Source organism: Dendronalium phyllosphericum CENA369 (assembly GCF_016056275.1).
In the GTDB taxonomy this organism is placed as follows: domain Bacteria; phylum Cyanobacteriota; class Cyanobacteriia; order Cyanobacteriales; family Nostocaceae; genus Dendronalium; species Dendronalium phyllosphericum.
This window is the reverse complement of sequence record NZ_JAECZA010000010.1, coordinates 42,351-62,666: the sequence shown is the minus strand read 5'-3', so window position 1 is coordinate 62,666 and position 20,316 is coordinate 42,351. Positions and strand designations below refer to the sequence as shown.

The following is a 20,316-nucleotide window of genomic DNA, read 5'->3' as shown; positions in this document are numbered from 1 at the left end:
TCCCTCATCTCCCCCTGCTCCCCCAGCTCTCTTATCCCCAGTCCCCGGTTCTAAGTATTAGTCAATACCGGAGACCAAGCAATTAAGTTTGTTTTAAATAAAGTCGAAATATCAATAACACGAGGTATATCTATTATTCCTTGACCATCCCAGGAAGGATAAATGTAATTCTGTAACCAGCAAGTAAGCTCCCAAGAATACTTGCTAGATATCTCATTTAATAGAGCGATCGCACTATTACGCGATAAAAAACTGATTTCTTCTCCATATAAATCTAAGGGAAAAGCCAAAGTCTGTAAAAGACTTTCATATTTAACGCTATTTTGATTCTTATCTTCACCAAAACAATAGTTAATCAGAGAAAAACCAGCAATATTTAAATCTAAACCGTTAGAAGCAAATATAAAAGTCTCACCATCTTTCTCAGATTCATAACCACTAGGAAGCCAGAAATCTCTACAAAAAAACTGGTAGTCGTTAGACATAATCATCCTATATATTTTCAAAATATTTAAGAATTAAAAAGCTCTCATAATGGTAGACTGCATCAGAAATATTTCCCAACGAACAGCATTACGAGTAAATTTTATTTCTGAAAATATCCAAAGTAGTCATGCTGTTAATAGCATGACTCAGTACTTGGAAAAGTCAAGTATTATGTTAATAACATTACTTCATAGTTTGAGAAGTTGTGATTTGTATGGTTCAATACAGCTAGAACTTGTGTATTAATAATAGTCCTAACCTATGCATTCACTATTATTTGTATCGGAAGCTACTTCTTAATAGTGAGTTCGGCGATCGCCCAGATTATGGAAGATCGCATTTATCTTTTACTTTAACTTTTTAGCTAGGCAACTTCGGAAATTAGTGATAAATCAACAATTAATAGACATACTATTATAAATAGCATAATTGTTACATTCAAATTTTAAATTTTTTTCAAAGTGATGAAAAATTAGTCTTTGTATAAATTGCTTACATTATTGAAGCTCAGTCATTTCAAAGTGTTACATTATTGTGAATTTTTCCGGTATTCTTGTAACTCACCAACAGACTAGGTTTTATTGCACAACTGCTAAATTTTTATCAATCATTAGTAGTGTTCTACGCATCTGGCACAATAATTAAGGTGTATAGAGATTTACACATCTATCTTTAAGAGGAGTACGATTCGAGTTTACAAGTCGTGTAAAATTCTCTCGTGCAGAATCCCAAGAGACGCGTCGGAATAGTCTTATTGATAATAGTCAGGTATTATTTAGATAAGCCAGGCAATCCCTGGCATAAAAACCGGATCGAATTGCTAGAGCAGATAATAACAGATGCAAACTGCAACAACCAATAGACCTGCAACAATCCTTAGGTGGTGATGTTGCAATGCAGTTATTTACCGTGAGATATTTTTTTGAGCAGTTACTAAACAGCAACAAAACAGCCAGGAAATTGCTCCTGGCTGGTAATAACCAATGAAACTTGTGGTGATTTCTAATAAATATTATCAAACAAAGTCAGGAACAACTAATAAATATGAAACAGATATGAAACAGTATTTTTTTCAAATTCGTAATTATTATCCGCACTCTGCGATCGCAAATTACGCCTTATTTGTTATGCAGTAGATCGGCTGCGTTCTACAAAGAAATAAAATGCTAGTCAATAAATATCAAAAGACGGCGATCGCCCCTAATATACTAATTGTCCATTTTATGCTGTCGATGTCTCTCAAAGAGAATCAAAATTACAACAAGTCTTCATCAAGACTATTCTCTTGTGGAGCAGCGCCTGGCAGTATCGAGCGGTCATCATCTGGAATTCTTGTAGGAACATTTAAATGTTTACGAGCCAGATCCTCTGCTTGTGCTCGGTCTTTATCATCGTTAAACTGACTTGCATCTAACAGATATTTCTTACGTGCGGCTTCATCACGAGAAGGCATCTGGCCATTCTTCCACTTGTACTTAAAGTCCATGAGTAAGCAATAACTAAACTACATGCTCAAATTTAATTTTTTTACTGTGTTTCTCGCCTCTAGCGCTAGGCAGGTAGGTAAAAATTAATTGTTGTATTTTTTCGTCAATCCGACTATTTATTTCCCATACCATAGGTAGAGTTAGCGTTTGAGTTGGGGAAAGCCATAAGTAGCCGTCATGAACTGCGTATACCAGAACACATAAAAATTTTCTTCCCTAGCTTCCCCCACCTCCCCCAGCTTTTTTAAGTCAGGTAAACAGAATTAAATGTAAAACGCTAATCTGTGAAATTTGCTAGGTATTCAGCTTTCTACTTACCACTAACGAATTTCATGGCTGGGATTGCAATCCGCTGGAAAAATAAAAAGTTGTTTTCCTAGTTGTACTGCTTTACGATGAAGCGCGATCGCTTCTTCCAAGGTATGAAACATAATTGGAATCCACCTGCCGCTATAAAAGTACACAACAACACGGTTCGTTTTGTACTCCTCTACCGGGAATGGATTTCGCCAGATTGAAACCATGCGATACTACTCCTGAGGTAAAAGATTTTTTGATAAAAAGTTTCTTAAAGCTTTATATTCAAATCTTTACCTTCTTTAACACTTCCTGCTTCTTGCCCAAGACGGATAAGCAAATATACTTAATGTTTCCTTAAGATTTTTAGTTTTTTAGTTTGTTTTAAAAATAATCAACAGCCTGACTATTCATCGGAAGTGCTAAAACCCCCTTTCAGGCTGGGGAGTGGCTGAGTGAGAACTGGAGAGAGTCTGACTACACCCTACACCTTCTGACTTTTCCACATGCTGCGAACAGAACTAACCCTTAACTCCTAACTCCACAGTCATCTCTCGATTAACATATTTGTCTAATTAACTGTTAATTTTTAAGTTGTTGGGGTTTATAACTAAAGACTACTAACAACTTTATTTAAGATGCTGGCTCTTTTAACAACAATCCGAGAAGCGATCGCTAATTGGTGGTCGGAGTTCACCCTCCAGACCAAGCTTTTGGCTGTCGCCACTTTAGTGGTTTCGTTGGTGATGAGTGGTTTGACCTTCTGGGCTGTGAATACGATTCAGCAGGATGCGCGGATGAACGACACCCGCTTCGGTCGCGATTTAGGACTGCTGCTAGCTGCCAACGTCGCCCCTCTCGTTGCTGACCAAAATCTCACTGAAGTTGCCCAATTTTCCCAACGCTTCTACAGCAGCACCTCTAGCGTGCGTTATATGCTCTACGCTGATGAAACTGGGAAAATCTTTTTTGGAATTCCTTTTTGGGAACCGGAGGTAGAAAACTCTCTTACCATTGAACGGCGAATACAATTGCCAGAAGATTACCCAGGCGATGGGGAAAAACCAATGGTGCGGCAACACATGACCCCAGATGGGGCAGTCACCGATGTATTTATTCCCCTAATTGTTAATAAAAAATACCTGGGTGTATTAGCGATCGGCATTAACCCCAACCAAACCGCAGTCATCTCTACAAATTTTACCCGTGATGTCACAATCGCTGTTTTTATCACAATTTGGGTAATGGTGATTTTGGCAGGAGTGATTAACGCTTTAACCATCACCAAGCCAATTAAAGAACTGTTGGTTGGGGTAAAACAAATTGCTGCTGGTAACTTCAAACAGCGGATTGACTTACCCCTAGGCGGCGAACTAGGAGAGTTAATTCTCAACTTTAACGAAATGGCAGAACGCCTAGAGAGTTATGAAGAGCAAAACATTGAGGAATTGACAGCAGAAAAAGCCAAGCTCGAAACATTGGTTTCAACCATCGCTGATGGTGCTGTCTTAATTGATAATAGTATGCAGGTGATTTTAGTCAACCCAACAGCGCGGCGAATTTTTGGCTGGGAAAACGACGAAGTGGTAGGCAGCAATGTTTTGCATCACTTGCCCTCAGCAGTACAAATGGAGATCGCCCGTCCCTTGTACGAAATGGCAGCAGGCGAATGCGAAAGTGCAGAGTTTCGCATTCATCTCAACCAATCAATCAAGCGTACTATCCGTATTCTCTTAACTACAGTACTCAACCTACAGCGTGAGAGTATTAAAGGCATTGCTATAACCGTACAAGATATTACCCGTGAAGTAGAACTGAACGAGGCCAAAAGCCAATTTATCAGTAATGTTTCTCACGAACTGCGAACGCCTTTATTTAATATCAAATCCTTTATTGAAACTTTGCACGACTACGGCGAAGACTTGAGTCTAGAACAGCGACAAGATTTTTTGCAAACAGTCAATCATGAAACCGATCGCTTGACCCGCTTAGTTAACGATGTTTTAGATTTGTCCAAGCTGGAATCTGGTCGCAATTATAACTTCGATAGAGTGGATCTGGCGCAAGCGATCGAGCAAACTCTGCGTACTTACCAACTTAATGCTAGAGATAAAGGCATTGAACTAATTCAGGAAGTCGCTCCCAGCTTACCGTTTGTCGTGGGTAATTATGATTTGTTGTTGCAGGTCTTAGCTAATTTAGTTGGTAATGCCCTCAAATTTACTCAAGCAGGTGGTCAAGTAGCAATTCGCGCCTACCAATTAGATCCCAAGCCTAAGTCTCACAATCAATCTTCTCAAGTGCGAGTAGAAATTTCGGATACTGGTATTGGCATTGCCCAAGAAGACCAACAGGCAATTTTTGACCGCTTCTTCAGAGTAGAAAATCGCGTTCACACCCTAGAAGGCACTGGCTTGGGTTTATCAATTGTGAGAAATATCATGGAAAGGCATCGGAGTAAAGTGCATCTGGTAAGTGAAGTCGGGGTAGGTACTACTTTTTGGTTTGACCTAACTCTGTTTGATGAAGAACCATCAATAAAAGTTGTAGAACCGACGGCTGAAAACCCTAAAATTCCAACAGTCTGAAGGCAGTCATGATGAACTTCGTACACCGTCAGCATTGAGACAGCGGTGGGGCGGAGGAGAGGGTTTGCAGGTTTCACCTAAAAGATTGTGAGGCAACTTGTAGAGGCGATCGCTTCGTATTTTTACTCAGCACTCAGAACTCAGCACTCAGCACTCAGCACTCAGCACTCAGCACTCAGCACTCAGCACTTTTTCAAGACAATGACATTGCTATCAGAAAACAGACGAATAATAAACCTAGTAATAGTAGCCAAGTTTGATTGCGGTTTACCCAGCTTTTGACATTTATGCCAAAATTGCTACTGTAAGGCTGCTTTTCTCGCTCTAACTTGCTTTGTTCCAAATTTTCATACAGCGTACAGTCTTTGGCGTAAGGACGTTGGGGAAAGTTACAGCTGTTGTCGGCATGATAGGTGCAGCTATCGCATAAATACTCTTTTCCCTTAGCACGATGCAATGGAATACCAGGATGACCGTAAGCTTTAAGAGTTGTACGGCAAAAAGGACAGCTAATAGCTTGACTATCAACGGGTTGCTGACAGCGAGGACAAGATGTAGTAGCCACAACCTAAGCATGAATAGGTAAACATTTTGATTTTAGCTCTTGTGAATAAGGGAGTAAGGAGTCGAGAAGAATAGACCTCTTGCAAAAGTTCTTTTTGCAAGAGGTGGGAAAAGGTTAAAGGTTAAAGGGAAAATACCAAACCTTTCCCCCGCCCCTTATCCCCAGAGGGAACCCCACCTTCCCCTTTTCCCAACTTCTGCAAGAGGTCTACACTATCGGGGATTCCGCCATATTTAACCCGAACTTCTTTGTGCGATCAAAAATAGGGTGCGTTTGCAAAAACAACGCACCCCATGAAAGTCGGTTTTCTGAAATCCGCGTTCTGAAGTAATTACTGCTTCATACGGGGTATGTGTAGTTCTACCTGGGCACTTCTAGCGGTTGGAGTGGCTGGAGAACTCAAGTTCAAGAAATCGATGAGTTTGAGGGTACGATTATTAATTTTCCAGCGCCCATTTCTGTTGAGAATCACATCATCTTCATAAGTGCCATTGGCAACATCAATGCTGGTTTCGGAACGCTTGTGAGTTGCATGGAGGTAAGAGGACATCTTTGCGCGATCGCCTCTAACTGAGACATTGAGCGAACCCATCAGGTGTTGAGTTGCCACATATCCATTTCCTTGGAATACTGAATAGACAAAATCTGCCCAAGAATCTGTACCATACCGTGTTTCACTAGCACCATCCGGGAAAATAGCTGTAATTTGTGCATCTTGAGTAAAACAATCCCGATAAATCTGTTTTCCTTCTTGGAGATTTCCCCTACCGATAGCATCAGTTCCAAGTGCATAACAGGTTGCTAATTTTTGAATTTCCAATTCTGCATTAGGTTGAGCTACGCTTGCGGCCTCAAAGTTAGGTTGAATTGCGTTTGCTAGCTCAAACCTACTGCCAAATAATAAGACAAGAGTAGCTGCAAGTAAAATTAAAGTTATATGATGTGACAAAAACGAGATAATCTTTGAAATTATTCCCTTATTTTCTTTTCTTCTTTCCATAAAACGAATCCTTTTTTTAACAGTTTTATCTCTTGCACGTTACAGTTAGCTAAAGTTAGACATGAATATTTGAACCTAGTTCAATAGGCTAGAATCATTGCATGTTAAGCTAAAGCAGAATTCTTATATCACCCAGAATTTGTTTTGACTGGTCAATGATATAACTATGATTTGTACAAAATTTGAGTTCTCAGTCAGTTATAGCAAGTAGAAAATAGATTGGTAACTGTTGTTTTCTAGTAATTCATATTAATTAATTAACACAATGAAATTAGCAATTTAATAGTTATTTTGCTAGCGAAATAATACTTATAGATAAATAGAAAAATCCAGAAAAGTTTTTCAGTAACATGTGCAAGAAATTACTTGCTATCTATAAATATTTTATGAAGTGAATAATGGTGTAAATTTCAAAATTTCGTAATTAATAAATTCAGATATATAGCGGTTCTCGTTTGTATGCCATACAAACGAGAACCGCTATCATCTTGGCATCAGCCTTTCTATTCCCAAAAAATTGGTGAAGAGCGATCGCCCTTCACCCCATAAATTCACAAATGATTACATGTTGCGTAATAAATTATACGATTAATCACTTTACCTTTCTATGACTCTCGTCCCGATGCCCAAGTATCGCGCCATTTTACAGTGCCTTCTTTAGCAATTACCCAACGGCGAGGTACTGTATTTTCACGCAGAGGTGATTGTCCTTCGCGCCACATGGCGTATTTGTAAGCTATGAGATTACCAGCACTCTCATTAAAAGGAATCTCAGCGAACCAAGTATTGGTATTGATGTACTCTAAGGGATACGCTTTGCTGATATCCCAGTTGCCCAACTCTGGACAATTTCCAGTCACCACGATGATTTCGCCGGGTTGAGTTTGCACGCCGTTAAGTTGTACCCGCACAATGGTCTGAGCTTTTATCCTTTCTCCAACATGGCTCAAAACAATCACTCCGCGTTCTTCGAGTTGCAAATCATAAATCTTGCCGTCTTTTACCTCATACTTGTTGCGAGTCACTATACAAGTATGTTCCCCATCGGGAAATTCTGTGTCTACTTCTGGTAAAGTGACTTCTACACCCCGGTTGAGTGCCACAAAACACAGAGAATCACGATAGCGGCGCACGTAACAGTAAACATCTTCTGTTAAGTATTTTTGCCAGTGGCTACCCATCGATACAGCGGGATTTAATCGTCGCAAGCCAGATAATAGCCTGACATAACGATAAATCTCAGTATCGGTATCCCACTTTTCCATCATGGGACGGTTATATGGGTCGTTACCACCATCAGTATCATCATGCAGATACTGTTCTGTGCCGTAATAAATGCAGGGAATACCGCGACAAGTCATAATCAGAGCGATCGCTACCCTCAGCATCGCGGGATCGGGGTTCAGCGATTGGAAGCGGGACATATCATGGTTATCGATGAAGGTGATTAACTCTGTTGCCCCACTGTAGCGATGGTCTTGGTCGAAGATGTATTGAATTGTCTGGAATCCTTTTTCTGAGCCTTGTGCCAGTGCTGCTCGAATTGCCACACACAGCCCAAAGTCTAGAAGTGTCATGCCTGAGTGGTTAGCAAATTCCACGGAGCGATCGTCGCTAGGATTGCTATAAATCCATTCACCAAAAATAAATACATCTGGCTTGTGATTAGTAATATCACCAGTGAATTCTTGCCAAAACCAAATGGGCATGTGCTTGACAGTATCCACTCGCAATGCATCCACACCCCGGTCTAACCATTGTTTAATTGCTGACTTGATATACTCACGATATTCACTATTATTTTCATTAAAAGTTGCTAGACCGGCTAGTTCGCAGTTCTGTACTTGCCAATCGTCTTCCCAGTCTTGTACTTCGCCATAGTGGTGATACCAGTGGTTAACATCATCGTTGAAGTCGGCAATTTTAACGCCATCATCATACAATTCACCTTTACTACCACTGGTATCAGGGGTGCTATGGTTACAGACAATATCCAGCACCAGCTTCATATTGCGCTTGTGTAGTTCTGTAATTAAGCGATCGAAGGTCGTATTTTTTGCTTCTTGAGTATTGTTTAAAGAAGGGTCTTCGTCCTTAGCTATATACCGAGGATTTATCCGTTTAAAATCTTTTGTCCAATAGCCATGTATTGCCGCATTCCCAACAAATAACTCTTCAACCTGTTCAAATAAGGGAGTTAACCAAAGCGCAGTTACTCCCATGTTTTTGAGATAGTCTAATTTATCGATAACACCTTGTAAGTCGCCACCCCAGTACTTACCCCAATCTTGTCCGGTGGGATCGTACAGTTCTGAGTTAGCACCTTCACTATTATCGGGGTCGCCGTCATAAAAGCGATCGACCACGAGAAAGTAAATCGTTTCTTGACGAAATTCAATATCTCTAGTGTAAAGAAACTCTAAGTTAATTTCAGTATCGGACTGGGGTGCTTGTATTAGAGCATCTACTTCTGCTTTTGCAGGATCTACTTTGTATTGCTCTGGTGAAAACTGAGAATGAGGGGTTTTTACCATAAAGAACTCAAAATTTCATGTAATTCAGGTTTGCAGAGTTACAAGTGCAGCTGTGTTAAGTACCAAGTGCCACTACAAACAACGGTATTATGCCATCCTTCCCTTGGTATAAATATCTATCGCTAGCAAGTTTATAGTTATACCGTTAGACATATAGCTGGGGACTGGTGACTGGTGACTGGGAGAAAAGTCTTTTTATGTCTAGGTTTGATCGTCTGTTGATGTCTTAACACTACTAGCGACGGTTATACTTCATTTGCTAAAGGATAAAAACCAGTAGCTATAGCAATCCTGATTTACAATAATCAGTTCTCTAAATGAGTTTAAGTTGTCAAGATTACAACATTTCACTATTTCCAAGTTCTCTGTGCCCTGACATGGCTTGTCGGAAGATAACGGGAGTTCAACATTCCACTTTTTGCTACACTCTAGACTAGCTGGTTGAATATGTATGTTTATGTAAAAATGTCAAGTTTTTTGACAAAAAGATGCTGGTAGATCGAGCATACATAAAGCAAGAATTTATAAATAAAGTTTTTATGGTATTCAGTAATTTATCTTCAAAGTATTGAAAGTATAATTTGCATCTGTCATTTTCACAAAAGCTATTAAAAACAGGAATTAGCAGCGGATGGATTGTCAGAGTTAACTATTAAAACCAAATTATTTTCTATCTAACCGATCATTATGAGTCATCAAAATATTAACCCAAGATTTCCCAAGGGTCGCACAGCATTTTTTCTGATTCATGGAGTGGGGGAACAAAATCCTTTTGAAACTATGGATTATTTCGCCCGAAACTTGCTCCAATACTTTGATAAACAAAGCTTACCTTTCAAGCTAGAACATTTAATTGCTAAACGTAGGCTAGCAAATGGCTCCTTTTGGACAGAAAGCTTCGTGAGAGTAAGTCCAAGTGATAGCGAACAAAATTGGATTATTGATATTCACGAGTACTACTGGGCACCTAATACAGAAAATAAAATCAGTGTACCTGAGTTATTGCAATGGGCAGAGCAGGCACTTGATGGCACAATTAAGTTTTACAATCGCCAGGAAAATAAAGATTTATTGCAGAGGCTTTTGGTCAATAACAAAAGAAAAGGCTTATTTCAATTTCGGCTGCGATCGCTTACTATATTCCTTCGCCTATTTAACCTTGTATATCCAGTATTGCGCTTGGGAATTTGGTTAATTCTATTGTTTGCAGGCCCGTTTCTCAGAGGTCGTTTTCTGCAATCAGCTTGGAAGCTAAGTAAACAAATTGTTACTCCTGTGTTGGTTAATTTCGTGGGTGATGTGGCTATTTATAGCATTACCGATCCCAAATCACCTTACCAAAAGATTCGCCAGCAAATACTGGCAGAATCCCTAACCTTGCTAAAAGCAATTCTCAAGGATAAGGAAGCAAATTACGACCAAGTAATACTGGCTGGACATTCTCTTGGTAGCTGTATTGCCTACGACACATTAAATCTTCTCTGTATTGAATCCACTCTAGGTCAAAATAAAAGTAAAAATTTGTTGTTAGATAAAATCAAAGGGCTAATTACCTTTGGTTCGCCACTTGATAAAATTGCCTTTTTTCTACGGGAGACAGCTCAACAAGACCAGTATATTCGACAGCGGATGTTAGAACATCTTAACTCTTTCCGCGTCAAACCAGAATTTGCGCTACAAAGTCCATACATGACTAAAAATCCAGTTATCTGCCAACTAGAGCAAATCAATTGGGTCAATTACTATCATCTGAAAGACCCCATTAGCGGACATCTAGATTACTATGAAAACCTAGATAATGTTGAAATGAAATATCATGCATCCTGGGGACTCGAAGGACATATGGGTTACTGGACAGATCCCAGCTTTTATGAAAACATTACTGAACGATTTCTGTATACCTCAAATCAAGATAAAGACAATCAGAAGTTTACACAAAAAGTATCTTACAACCAGTCTTAATTAATGCTAAAAATATCATCAATGATACTGAATTAGCTATGTGTTAGTAACTTTCCCTAGAGGAAGTTTACTACATTGCTAAACTGAACTATTGTCAGTTTAAATCTGTTACTAGCAAGCAAAGGAGGTAATAATTATGATCGATTATGACAAGATTTTTAACTCATCAGAGGTTTCAGAAGAATCGCTGAGTCCAGAAGAAGGAGTAGCAGCAGTTGCTGTTGTTACCGCTATTGCTGATTCTGCTGTTGAAGAGGTGGATGCAGAAATTTTAGCTAGTATTCTTTGGGAATTCGAGGTCTTTGAAGAATATTCAGAAGATGAAATTACAGAAATAGTTGATAGACTTATTGGCATTGCAGAAGACGAAGGACTTTGTTGCTTATTTAATTCTGCAAGTGAAGCTCTCTCTGACGAACTGGTGCTAGATGGTTTTGCCGCAGGGGTAATTGTACTGATAGACGAAGAAGAACTAATTATTCCCAAAGAAAAACAACCTTACCTCAAAAAGCTACAGGAAGCTTTAAAAATTGAGGATGAAGAGGCGGAAGAAATTATACAGGAGGTAATTGCCGCCTTTCAAGAAGCAGAAAACGAAGAGTATTTTGAAGACGAGGATGAGGAAGTGTATGAGTCACCTTCAGATAATTTTACAGTTCCAATTCCAGTAGACTCGCAACAGGGGGGTAAAGTCCAAAGTCAAGAAGGTACAGTTGGCTTTTCTGATGATTTCGGCACTTTGTTTAGAATTGATTATTATCCTATACCTCTAGAACAGCTGGAAGAATTAGAGTATGCAGATCGGGAAGAATACTTCCAATCAATTCTAGTAGACAAGTATGTACCACAAGCGATTGTAGCTAATGTGCCAAATGCTCAGGTAAAGTACAGTGAATATCTAGAAGACATAATGATGGGATCTTACTTCGTATTAGTCGATATGCCTCATGGTTCAACAATTTCCCAGCAAGAAAATAACGGAACTGCCAGTAGATTAAATGCTTACCGAGGTCTTCTCGGCTTTATCAATGCTGATTTTTTGTATATAGTTAGTAGTCAGCGTAGCTTTTTGAAAGATGAAAATCCTGGTTCTCTTGAAGAAGAAGTCGAGGACATGAAAGAAAGAATTTTAGAGTTTGTTGAGACTATAGAGTTTACTTAGTTCCAAACTTCAAGGTAACTTCGATAATATAGCAAAGTGCTGAGTGCTGAGTAAAAACCAGTTGCTTTAAGGCTTTGAGCAATCACCGAAGAAGGCAGAGGGCAGGAGGCAGGATGCAGCTATGTATGTCTCCTGCCCTGTACCTCATTTGCCTTAGAAAGGCTGTAATTTATTTTTGATTAGCTAGAGTATTTTTTACAGCTTGAGGAGAATTACCACCAAGACTCCGCAAATATAGTCCTCCGACGGTAATTAAAAATACTACATATCCAACTGCTTGGACAACATAAAGATTGTCTCTGTAACCAAACAATGCTTTGAGAATAACGCCGGGGAACTTTTCGTCAGGCAAGATATTGGAAGTATTCCAAACCATTGGCCCCAAAATGCAAGAGTGGACTTTGGTAAAGTGTTCGTAATAAAAACACAGGCTTTGTGAGGCGCGGCTGCTGAGGGCAATACTGGCAATAGCTTCGTCAAAACGTTGCAGTGCTGTCACTACTAATCCAGCAACAATCAACACTAGTAACACGCCCATCGCTTGGAAAAACACGCGGATGTTGATTTTGATACCCCATCTAAATAAAAGCACACCTATTGCTGCTGCTACTAGCAAACCACCAAGAGCGCCAATACTGGGAAATAACCCCTGTTGAAAACTACCAGCAATAAATAGAACAGTTTCAAATCCTTCACGCAAGACAGCTACAAAAATTAAACTAAAAATACCCCATCCAGCATTACCATTTTCTGTCAAGGCACTGCTAACGGCTCCTTCTACTTGCGCTTTCATAAATCTGGCTTGGATAGTCATCCAGATTAGCATCCAGCTGAGCATAGCGATCGCTAATACACTAAACAAACCTTCTAGTCCTGGCTCTATGACTCCCGCATATTGCGGATAAGCTTTTTCTAGCGCTTGAGTCACTGCACTAAATAGCACACCTACCAACGCACTCGCAGCAATGCCAACGCCGATACCAGCATATACCCAAGTATTGAGTCGTGATTGTTTGGCTTTTTTTAACAAAGCCAGGACAATTCCTACAACAAGTGCTGCTTCCACTCCTTCTCGAAGTGTAATCACAAAAGTAGGTAAAGCAATACTAAAATCCATTATCTCTAGTCCCAAAGTCAACAAACCCAAGTCAATAGTCCGAAATCGATAGTACAAAGTCAACAGTCTTAAGTTGAATTTATTGCCTATTGACTGTTGACTATTGACTCTTAATTTTTAGCTAAAATCGCGTAGCATCTTTTTCAGTTCGAGATTATGCATCTCTTCTTGACCAATCATGCCACGGGCGAATTCTTCGAGATAAATGCTGGCATCGCTGACAGTTTCTAGCAGCTTTTTATATAGATCCAGCGCTTTTTTTTCATGAGATAAGCTTTCTGCCAAAATATCCTTGACTGTGTGCTTGTAGGTTTCTTCCATTGGAGCGATTTTCAGAGAAGGATGCCCATCTAAGCCTGTGAGAATTTCTCCTACTTGTTGGGCATGAAGTAGAGACTCACTCGCTTGCGCTTTGAAAAAATCTACAATTGGAATGCGATTAGGGCCAGTCACCATCAAGGAGTAATGTGTATAGCGCACTACTCCTGCTAATTCAAATTCCATGATGGCGTTTAGTAGGTCGATGGTTTTTTGATGGTCAAGCTCTTGCATCAGTTATCTACTCAAGTTACAAATAAAGCGCAACGAAAAAGAGTTAGGAGTTGGAAGTTAAAAAATCCAACTTCTAACTATTTCCTCACTCATTTTAAACTTATGACTCTTTATTTCCCATTAAATTAAAACTACTAACGTTGGGCTTGAGTGCTAGATTTATCAATAACTTTTTGAGAGTTTTCTTCAATATTTTTTACCAGCTTGGTAACTTCGGTAGGAGTTTTCACTGGTGTACTTGGTGGAATAACACTAGGCCAAACTTTAAGTAATTCTGCAAAACTAGTTTCAATTGTTTTATTCGCTTCGGGATCTTGTTTAGATATTTGGCTGGAAATCCCTTTGTATAGATCGTTGGCGTAGGTGACAAAGCCACGAGAGTCTTGATATTCAATTGCTGCGGATATTTTACCATTGGCGATCGCTGCGCCATATTCGGAGTTGGCAGCATCCAATAATCCATTAATTACTTGTAGCCCGAATTCCGGTTTTGAGCGTTGAGCTTCTGGTAATGCTGCGATCGCTCCATCAACTGATTCCATTGAAGAGGTAAAATCAGTTTTGACTTTAGCATCTTTGGGTTGGGATTTTACTAAATCTTGCAAACTTACCAAAGTTGTCTTAAATTCTTTAACTTTGCGCTCGTTAAGTTGGTCTTCTACATCAACATAAATCTCCTCAACTGGATGCCCAATGTGAGGTTCTGCCTGTTTTGGCTGATTTTTATCTAGCAATTCTTTTGCTACTAAAAGATGACCTTTCATTAAGCCCAATTTAGTCATGTAATCAACATCTTTTACTTCACCCGTCAGTACTACTTCTTGAGTAGTAACTTGGTCTTTAATTTGGTCGAACTGTTCTTGAGAAATTACTTTTTTGTTAACTAAGTCTTCTGGTTGGGCGTAGGGACGATTCGCCTGAATTTTGTTCGATAAAGCCGGGACACCTAGTTTGGCTTCAAATTTATCCAACTCTGACAAAATAGCACTATTAATGTTAATTTTCGCTTTGCTACCGTGACCGCTGTGGCTGCTGTTACTTACTGCCTCTGTAGCCTGAGGGTTGGAGTTAGCGGCTGGTGCGGAAGGATTTTCTGCCGTTGGCGTACTGTTACAAGCACTCAGAGACACTATTGCCGCAGTTGCAACAGTTAAACAGATATAGCGAAACTTTATCATTTTTCTTCCTAGGTATACTGAAAAAGGTGGTAATTGAAACATTTCAAACTACTGTCTGCGGTTGGCTTTGACGCTGTGTCATAGATTTTACTGTTGCATATAATGACACTATTTATCAACTAGTCTGCATGTGTTAAGCAGAATTTAATATTTTTTGATGAAATAAGGTCGCTGAAAAGCTTATGCGATCGTACTTACAGCCAGTATCAGAATATGTCATGTATTGTTAACTTCAGTCGCGATCGCTAGAGTTATCAATCAGAATTGGCATAATCGTACTGCTGGTGAATAAACTGATAATGCACATCTTGCACTCAGAAAGTTTGATGTATTTTAATCACTCAGTATAAAAGTTGATATCTTTATTTCAAAATAAAAACTAAATCAGAATAAAGTAGCTTTTTGAATAGCGATCGTTACAGATTAGACCTAGATGTTTAGCTACAAATAGGTGTTTTACGTCACTAGATACTTGAGTTTTATCACTATATATTATTTAACTAGCTTTCTAGTTTTTATAAATAGAAATTGACCTATCATTGGATTAGATGATAGGTCGGCAGAGGAGACTATAAAAATAAATATTCTTAATTTTTAAATGTGAATAAAAATCTGAGCAAAGGCTTCCTTTGCTCAGAAATCAAGGAGCAACTTCCCAATTAATCTTTTCACAGCATATAGAAAAATCTGTCAGAGTTTAACTAAAACCCTATCCGCTTCATGGAATTCAAACAGTAAATTCTACACCATTAGAATCTTACACTCTGTCTAAAACAAAGCGCATAGAAATTGTGAAAAGCATATTTACCATGGGATAGCAGTATTAAGCTGTGCTGTCAGAACGTTACCAAACCACTAGTTGCGCTGCCAGAACTTGCCAAACTACTATAATTTGAACAGTGAAATTACTTCAGTTACCTAAACAATAATTGGACAAAAGTTCATCAGCCACTCTAAACAATTAGTAGACACCGGCTTTGAAGTACACTATATTGTTTAAGAACGACTACTAAACTAATGTTCTGATATTTTCGTTTGGGTATTTACAATTCACTATGTTTATTACAATACAGCTTTTTTCGAGTTGTTTATATTAAGAATTAGTAAAAATAAAAATTAATCGAAACAGACATTTTAGCGATTAGCTAAAAGTAAGAAAAGTAGGAAAAGTGGGAAAAGAAAGTTTTTAATATAAACTATTAATTTTCTTGGGGAGACCCCCTCACGGCAATGTGCTGCTTTACCAACTGGAAATCCTCTGTATGTAGGAGGACTACGAAGAATTAATTCAGGAAATCTCTTCTTAATATCCAGTGAATGTAACTGTTGCACCAAGAGTTGTGTAAATAGCCTTGGTTTATTTGCTAGTTCGGTGAAACACCGTGCTGTGCGATCGCCTGTAGTACAGTGTTTAGATGCGATCGTTTCCACTACTTTACCTTGTTCTCAATGAATACATACTTTCCACTTCTGGTATTATTCAGCACCAAAGAGGTATCTTATTAAAAAAAATATACTTCTTCAGAAATTTGCTGTTTTGAAATTGACGATCTAAATTAGTGCTGAGTTTTCTAGGATAAATCATCAATGACGACAACACAGACAAGTTCAAATACACACGACAAAAAATCCGCCAAGAAGAGACAACAATCTTTTCCTACCATGAATATTGGTATTCCTAAAGCACCACTTTGCAAACCCAAGAAGACAAAACAAGAGCATGAGTTACTCAGTGATTGGGATCATGCGAGTTAATTTATACTTTTCTGACTTCCACTGACACAGTTGAGATGTAGATATCATCCGAGGGCGATGAAATCGCTCGAATCCTTATATAATCCCCTTAACAGCATCCTCGCCATGATTGGCAGTGCTAATGAGATATCCTTGTTGGTTAATTGAACTGCAACCAAGACTTCTGTGTTAGAAGCAATGAGATTTTACCTTGAACTTGGCTCTCATTAGCGAACCGCTAGAAGAGTAGCAAAAATTACACCCAAGTACAATAGATTGCTTTTACCTGCATAATCTTACCTCCAACTCTTTGGGAAGCTAGGGTTCCTGGGACATTCGAGATGAGAGTTGGCTAAATTCTACACGGCTGGGGCCGCAGAAATTGTCAAAAGTACTAGCATCATCAAAAAAAGCAGAGTAATTTTAACGATTAGGTAGGTAGTAGGATCGAATAAGGAAAAATCGAAAGTCATAGTACACCTCTACTTGCAAATCTCATAGAATCGTTTGAGGCGTTGAGTAAGATATGGAACCAGAGGTAGTATCTTCGTCCAAGCTCTGTTTCCCTATATCTTTATTTTCTATCAAAAATGGATACGCGAGATGTTCAATCAAATAAGAAACGGGGGATTGGGTACTAGAAATTTATTTCATCTCTCTCATCCCCCTTGTCTGTTTGAAATTCTGCTCAAAGGAAGCCTCCATCGTGGGAGTATGTCACTAACAGGGTGTGGGGTGTAGGGAGTAGGGTGTAGGGGAAAACGACGTTGGACGGAGCTTGAACTCCGAAGGCGCAAGCGCCTTGACTCATACGGGGCTTGTGTCCCACTGGTTGTTGGGGCTATTTCTTCCCCACACCCGACACCCTACCCCCTGCACCCCGCCCCAACGGGGCTTGGTCAAAATCGGTATGTTTAATGTGATTGGCGCTCTTTGAAAAATATGAATAAAGTGAAAATTGTTGCTGTAACTTTCTTCAGGGCGTAACGTAGAACTTTAATATGAATAGACCTCAAAAATAAAGGACAGATGATTACACCGATGCGTGTTTTTGTATTAATTTTTAATGCTCGCACAGAAAATGAGGGGATTCACACGGTTCGAGTGGGCGATCGCAATAAAATTCTGATGTTCGAGTCAGAAGATGACGCTTTGCGCTTTGCTTTGCTGTTGGAAGCTCAAGATTTCCCCGTACCGACAGTAGAAGCACTCGATGCTGAGGAAATCAAGGAATTTTGTGAAAGCGCTGATTACGATTGGGAAATTGTCCCGGAAAACAGCGATCTAGTCATTCCCCCAGAAATTAACTTGGAGGAAACCGACTGGCAACTAGATGACCGAGAAGATGTTGATAAGGATACCTTCCACTCTAATCAAGCGCCACAAGCACAACCAGAGTTATCCGATTCTGAACTAGACAGTATTCGTCGCAAATTAGAAGGATTGTTGTGATTAGTCATTAGTCATTAGTCATTGGTCATTGGTCGTGTATAATTCGCAACTGACCCTAACGGCTAGCCTTCTCCTAAGTTGCCGCGCTAGCTCCGCACGGGTACGTTAACGCTAAGGACGAATACCGAAGGGTGATGCTTCTTTATCGGTAACGTTAGTTGCTTATGGAGAGCCACTCTACGAGCGACTGGGGAACCCAAAAGGTAGAATAGGGCTTCCCCAAGACCCTTACAGGTGACGCTTGATGACTCGCGCAACGCTTGCGCTAACGACGCAAAGCGCCAGTGCAGTGACTCACCAAGACGGCAAGTGACTCACCGCACTGGCTGACAACTGACAACTGACAACTGACAGAGGAATAAAAGACAAATGACAAATTTGCAGGAACGCGGGCATCTTTTGACCGAGCAAGTAAATCCTAACAGTCTTAACTTAGACCAGCTCAGTGCTTTGGAATTGGTAGAGCTATTCAATAACGAAGACCAAAAAGCAGTTGAGGCAGTAGCTGCGACTAAAAGTCAGTTGGCTGAAGCGATTGAGCGAACTGCGGAGCGTTTGAGCCAAGGAGGACGCTTGTTTTATGTTGGTGCAGGGACAAGTGGCAGGTTAGGAGTGTTAGACGCGGCTGAATGTCCGCCTACTTTTTGTACGCCTCCAGAATTGGTGCAAGGAATTATTGCTGGTGGTGCTGGTGCATTGGTTCGCAGTTCGGAAGATTTAGAAGACCGTGCTGAAGATGGAGAAGCCGCGATCGCTCAAAGACAGGTTACACAATTAGATGTAGTAGTCGGCATTACTGCTGGCGGAACTACACCTTTTGTCTACGGTGCGCTCAATGCTGCCCGTCAACGGGGAGCCATAACTATTTTTATCGCCTGTGTTCCTGCGGCACAAGTTAGCTTTGAAGCAGATATTGATATTCGCCTGTTGACCGGGCCAGAGGTGCTAGCTGGTTCAACTCGCCTGAAAGCTGGTACGGCAACAAAGTTAACCTTGAATATCCTTTCTACGGGAGTAATGGTCAAGTTGGGCAAAGTTTATGGCAATCGCATGGTGGATGTAGCAGTCACAAATCAAAAGTTACGCGATCGCGCTTTGCGAATTTTGCAAGACCTGACTGGTTTGAGTCGAGAAGCCGCAGGTTTAATTTTAGAACGTAGTGGCAAGTGGGTTAAGCTTGCACTGTTGATGCACTGGACTGGTTTGGATAAAGACGCAGGCGATCGGTTACTGTCAGAACATCAGGGTAATCTCCGTGCCGCTGTTGAGAGCTACAAAAACAACAAGTAACTCTGAAGCATTTTTAATTACTAGTAAGGAGTAATTGGCTGCTAACCAATTACTCCTTGCTATGAGAACAAACCACTAGAAGGTAGAAACTCAAAATGCAGTTAGCTCCTTTGTTTCCGATTTTTTACCGCATTCTCCAACCGACTTTTCCCAATTGTCTTTGGAGTGGCGATCGCAATTCTCAAGCGATCGCGCTGACATTTGATGACGGGCCGCATCCTCGATACACACCCGAAATGTTGAAAGTATTAGATTATTACAACATTAAAGCGAGTTTTTTTTGGTTGGGTGCTTGCGTTAATCGTTCGCCAGACATTGCTAAGGCAATATGCGATCGCGGACACTGGATAGGATTGCATGGCTACGATCATCGCTCTTTTCCCATGCTTTCCTCAAAAGACCTCAAAGACAGTTTAGAAAAAACCCAAATTGCTATCTACAATGCCTGTAATCTGCTACCCGAACAAGTGCGCGATGTTCGACCACCCAACGGCTTATTTACTCCCAAAACATTAAAGTTATTTCTTGAGTGGAATTACCGTCCAGTTATGTGGAGTGTTGTACCTGAAGATTGGGTGCTACCAGGAGTTACTACTGTAGTCGAGCGAGTTCTCAACCAAGTACAAAATGGTTCGCTGATTGTCTTGCATGATGGCGCTTGCGGCGGACAAGATGTTGCTGCAACAATCAAAATTCTGATTCCGCAATTACTCCAACAAGGCTATCAATTCGTAACTGTTGATACTCTTTGGCAGCAGGCACAAATCAACTAACACCAATTCGTAATTCGTAATTCGTAATTAAGAAAGTCAGATATAGCATAGCTTTGGGGGTTTGAATGTGTTGCCTCATTTTAGATAATTGGTATAAAGCATGTTTGAAAGCTTTATTAATGATGAAACTAATAAACAA

The 20,316-nt window shown here is 40.0% G+C and carries 16 protein-coding genes; 7 read left to right on the top strand and 9 right to left on the bottom strand.

Annotated elements, in window-relative coordinates:
* Positions 1-50 precede the first annotated feature (50 nt).
* Positions 51-485, bottom strand: coding sequence for a hypothetical protein (locus I8752_RS04370; protein ID WP_225895434.1), 435 nt, complete (start codon positions 483-485; stop codon positions 51-53).
* Between the two features lie 984 nt (positions 486-1,469).
* On the opposite strand from I8752_RS04370, the gene I8752_RS04365 reads away from it, so the two are divergent.
* Positions 1,470-1,622, top strand: a complete 153-nt coding sequence (locus tag I8752_RS04365) for a hypothetical protein (protein ID WP_214431108.1) — start codon at positions 1,470-1,472, stop codon at positions 1,620-1,622.
* Between the two features lie 119 nt (positions 1,623-1,741).
* On the opposite strand, the gene I8752_RS04360 is transcribed toward I8752_RS04365, so the two are convergent.
* Positions 1,742-1,972, bottom strand: a complete 231-nt coding sequence (locus I8752_RS04360) for a bromodomain-containing protein (protein WP_214431107.1) — start codon at positions 1,970-1,972, stop codon at positions 1,742-1,744.
* Between the two features lie 936 nt (positions 1,973-2,908).
* Between I8752_RS04360 and nblS the strand changes: the two genes are divergently transcribed.
* Positions 2,909-4,858, top strand: coding sequence for a two-component system sensor histidine kinase NblS (gene nblS, locus I8752_RS04355; protein WP_214431106.1), 1,950 nt, complete (start codon positions 2,909-2,911; stop codon positions 4,856-4,858).
* Positions 4,859-5,051: 193 nt separating this feature from the next.
* Here nblS and I8752_RS04350 read toward each other — a convergent pair whose 3' ends face one another.
* The 3 genes from I8752_RS04350 to I8752_RS04340 all read right to left on the bottom strand — a co-directional run bounded on the left by I8752_RS04350 (position 5,052) and on the right by I8752_RS04340 (position 8,957).
* Positions 5,052-5,423: a zinc ribbon domain-containing protein gene (locus I8752_RS04350; protein WP_214431105.1), complete on the bottom strand. Its 372-nt coding sequence runs from the start codon at positions 5,421-5,423 to the stop codon at positions 5,052-5,054.
* 331 nt (positions 5,424-5,754) lie between these two features.
* Positions 5,755-6,423, bottom strand: coding sequence for a nuclear transport factor 2 family protein (locus I8752_RS04345; protein WP_214431104.1), 669 nt, complete (start codon positions 6,421-6,423; stop codon positions 5,755-5,757).
* A 605-nt stretch (positions 6,424-7,028) separates the two neighbouring features.
* Complete coding sequence (locus I8752_RS04340) at positions 7,029-8,957, bottom strand: alpha-amylase family glycosyl hydrolase (RefSeq protein ID WP_214431103.1); 1,929 nt, start codon at positions 8,955-8,957, stop codon at positions 7,029-7,031.
* 687 nt (positions 8,958-9,644) lie between these two features.
* Between I8752_RS04340 and I8752_RS04335 the strand changes: the two genes are divergently transcribed.
* Both I8752_RS04335 and I8752_RS04330 read left to right on the top strand, forming a co-directional pair.
* Positions 9,645-10,919: a hypothetical protein gene (locus I8752_RS04335; RefSeq protein ID WP_214431102.1), complete on the top strand. Its 1,275-nt coding sequence runs from the start codon at positions 9,645-9,647 to the stop codon at positions 10,917-10,919.
* Between the two features lie 136 nt (positions 10,920-11,055).
* Complete coding sequence (locus tag I8752_RS04330) at positions 11,056-12,081, top strand: tellurite resistance TerB family protein (RefSeq protein ID WP_214431101.1); 1,026 nt, start codon at positions 11,056-11,058, stop codon at positions 12,079-12,081.
* A gap of 169 nt (positions 12,082-12,250) precedes the next feature.
* Here I8752_RS04330 and I8752_RS04325 read toward each other — a convergent pair whose 3' ends face one another.
* From I8752_RS04325 to I8752_RS04310, 4 genes are all read right to left on the bottom strand, one after another.
* The gene (locus I8752_RS04325; protein ID WP_214431100.1) at positions 12,251-13,198 is read right to left on the bottom strand and encodes an FTR1 family iron permease; all 948 of its coding nucleotides are present in this window, start codon (positions 13,196-13,198) and stop codon (positions 12,251-12,253) included.
* Between the two features lie 117 nt (positions 13,199-13,315).
* Positions 13,316-13,750: a ferritin-like domain-containing protein gene (locus I8752_RS04320; RefSeq protein WP_214431099.1), complete on the bottom strand. Its 435-nt coding sequence runs from the start codon at positions 13,748-13,750 to the stop codon at positions 13,316-13,318.
* A gap of 134 nt (positions 13,751-13,884) precedes the next feature.
* On the bottom strand, positions 13,885-14,928 hold the full coding sequence (locus I8752_RS04315) for a ComEA family DNA-binding protein (protein WP_214431098.1): 1,044 nt from the start codon (positions 14,926-14,928) through the stop codon (positions 13,885-13,887).
* Between the two features lie 1,134 nt (positions 14,929-16,062).
* Positions 16,063-16,359, bottom strand: a complete 297-nt coding sequence (locus I8752_RS04310) for a hypothetical protein (protein WP_214431097.1) — start codon at positions 16,357-16,359, stop codon at positions 16,063-16,065.
* 1,332 nt (positions 16,360-17,691) lie between these two features.
* Here I8752_RS04310 and I8752_RS04305 point away from each other — a divergent pair.
* The 3 genes from I8752_RS04305 to I8752_RS04295 all read left to right on the top strand — a co-directional run bounded on the left by I8752_RS04305 (position 17,692) and on the right by I8752_RS04295 (position 20,177).
* On the top strand, positions 17,692-18,114 hold the full coding sequence (locus tag I8752_RS04305; RefSeq protein WP_214431096.1) for a DUF3110 domain-containing protein: 423 nt from the start codon (positions 17,692-17,694) through the stop codon (positions 18,112-18,114).
* Positions 18,115-18,483: 369 nt separating this feature from the next.
* On the top strand, positions 18,484-19,404 hold the full coding sequence (murQ, locus tag I8752_RS04300; protein WP_214431095.1) for an N-acetylmuramic acid 6-phosphate etherase: 921 nt from the start codon (positions 18,484-18,486) through the stop codon (positions 19,402-19,404).
* Between the two features lie 95 nt (positions 19,405-19,499).
* Positions 19,500-20,177, top strand: a complete 678-nt coding sequence (locus I8752_RS04295) for a polysaccharide deacetylase family protein (protein WP_214431094.1) — start codon at positions 19,500-19,502, stop codon at positions 20,175-20,177.
* The last annotated feature ends 139 nt before the right edge of the window (positions 20,178-20,316 follow it).

Excerpts from the sequence above, each read along its gene's own strand:
- I8752_RS04370 (WP_225895434.1), bottom strand. The coding sequence starts at position 485 with ATGTCTAACGACTACCAGTTTTTTTGTAGAGATTTCTGGCTTCCTAGT.
- I8752_RS04365 (WP_214431108.1), top strand. The coding sequence starts at position 1,470 with ATGAAACTTGTGGTGATTTCTAATAAATATTATCAAACAAAGTCAGGA.
- I8752_RS04360 (WP_214431107.1), bottom strand. The coding sequence starts at position 1,972 with ATGGACTTTAAGTACAAGTGGAAGAATGGCCAGATGCCTTCTCGTGAT.
- nblS (WP_214431106.1), top strand. The coding sequence starts at position 2,909 with ATGCTGGCTCTTTTAACAACAATCCGAGAAGCGATCGCTAATTGGTGG.
- I8752_RS04345 (WP_214431104.1), bottom strand. The coding sequence starts at position 6,423 with ATGGAAAGAAGAAAAGAAAATAAGGGAATAATTTCAAAGATTATCTCG.
- I8752_RS04340 (WP_214431103.1), bottom strand. The coding sequence starts at position 8,957 with ATGGTAAAAACCCCTCATTCTCAGTTTTCACCAGAGCAATACAAAGTA.
- I8752_RS04335 (WP_214431102.1), top strand. The coding sequence starts at position 9,645 with ATGAGTCATCAAAATATTAACCCAAGATTTCCCAAGGGTCGCACAGCA.
- I8752_RS04330 (WP_214431101.1), top strand. The coding sequence starts at position 11,056 with ATGATCGATTATGACAAGATTTTTAACTCATCAGAGGTTTCAGAAGAA.
- I8752_RS04325 (WP_214431100.1), bottom strand. The coding sequence starts at position 13,198 with ATGGATTTTAGTATTGCTTTACCTACTTTTGTGATTACACTTCGAGAA.
- I8752_RS04320 (WP_214431099.1), bottom strand. The coding sequence starts at position 13,750 with ATGCAAGAGCTTGACCATCAAAAAACCATCGACCTACTAAACGCCATC.
- I8752_RS04315 (WP_214431098.1), bottom strand. The coding sequence starts at position 14,928 with ATGATAAAGTTTCGCTATATCTGTTTAACTGTTGCAACTGCGGCAATA.
- I8752_RS04305 (WP_214431096.1), top strand. The coding sequence starts at position 17,692 with ATGATTACACCGATGCGTGTTTTTGTATTAATTTTTAATGCTCGCACA.
- murQ (WP_214431095.1), top strand. The coding sequence starts at position 18,484 with ATGACAAATTTGCAGGAACGCGGGCATCTTTTGACCGAGCAAGTAAAT.
- I8752_RS04295 (WP_214431094.1), top strand. The coding sequence starts at position 19,500 with ATGCAGTTAGCTCCTTTGTTTCCGATTTTTTACCGCATTCTCCAACCG.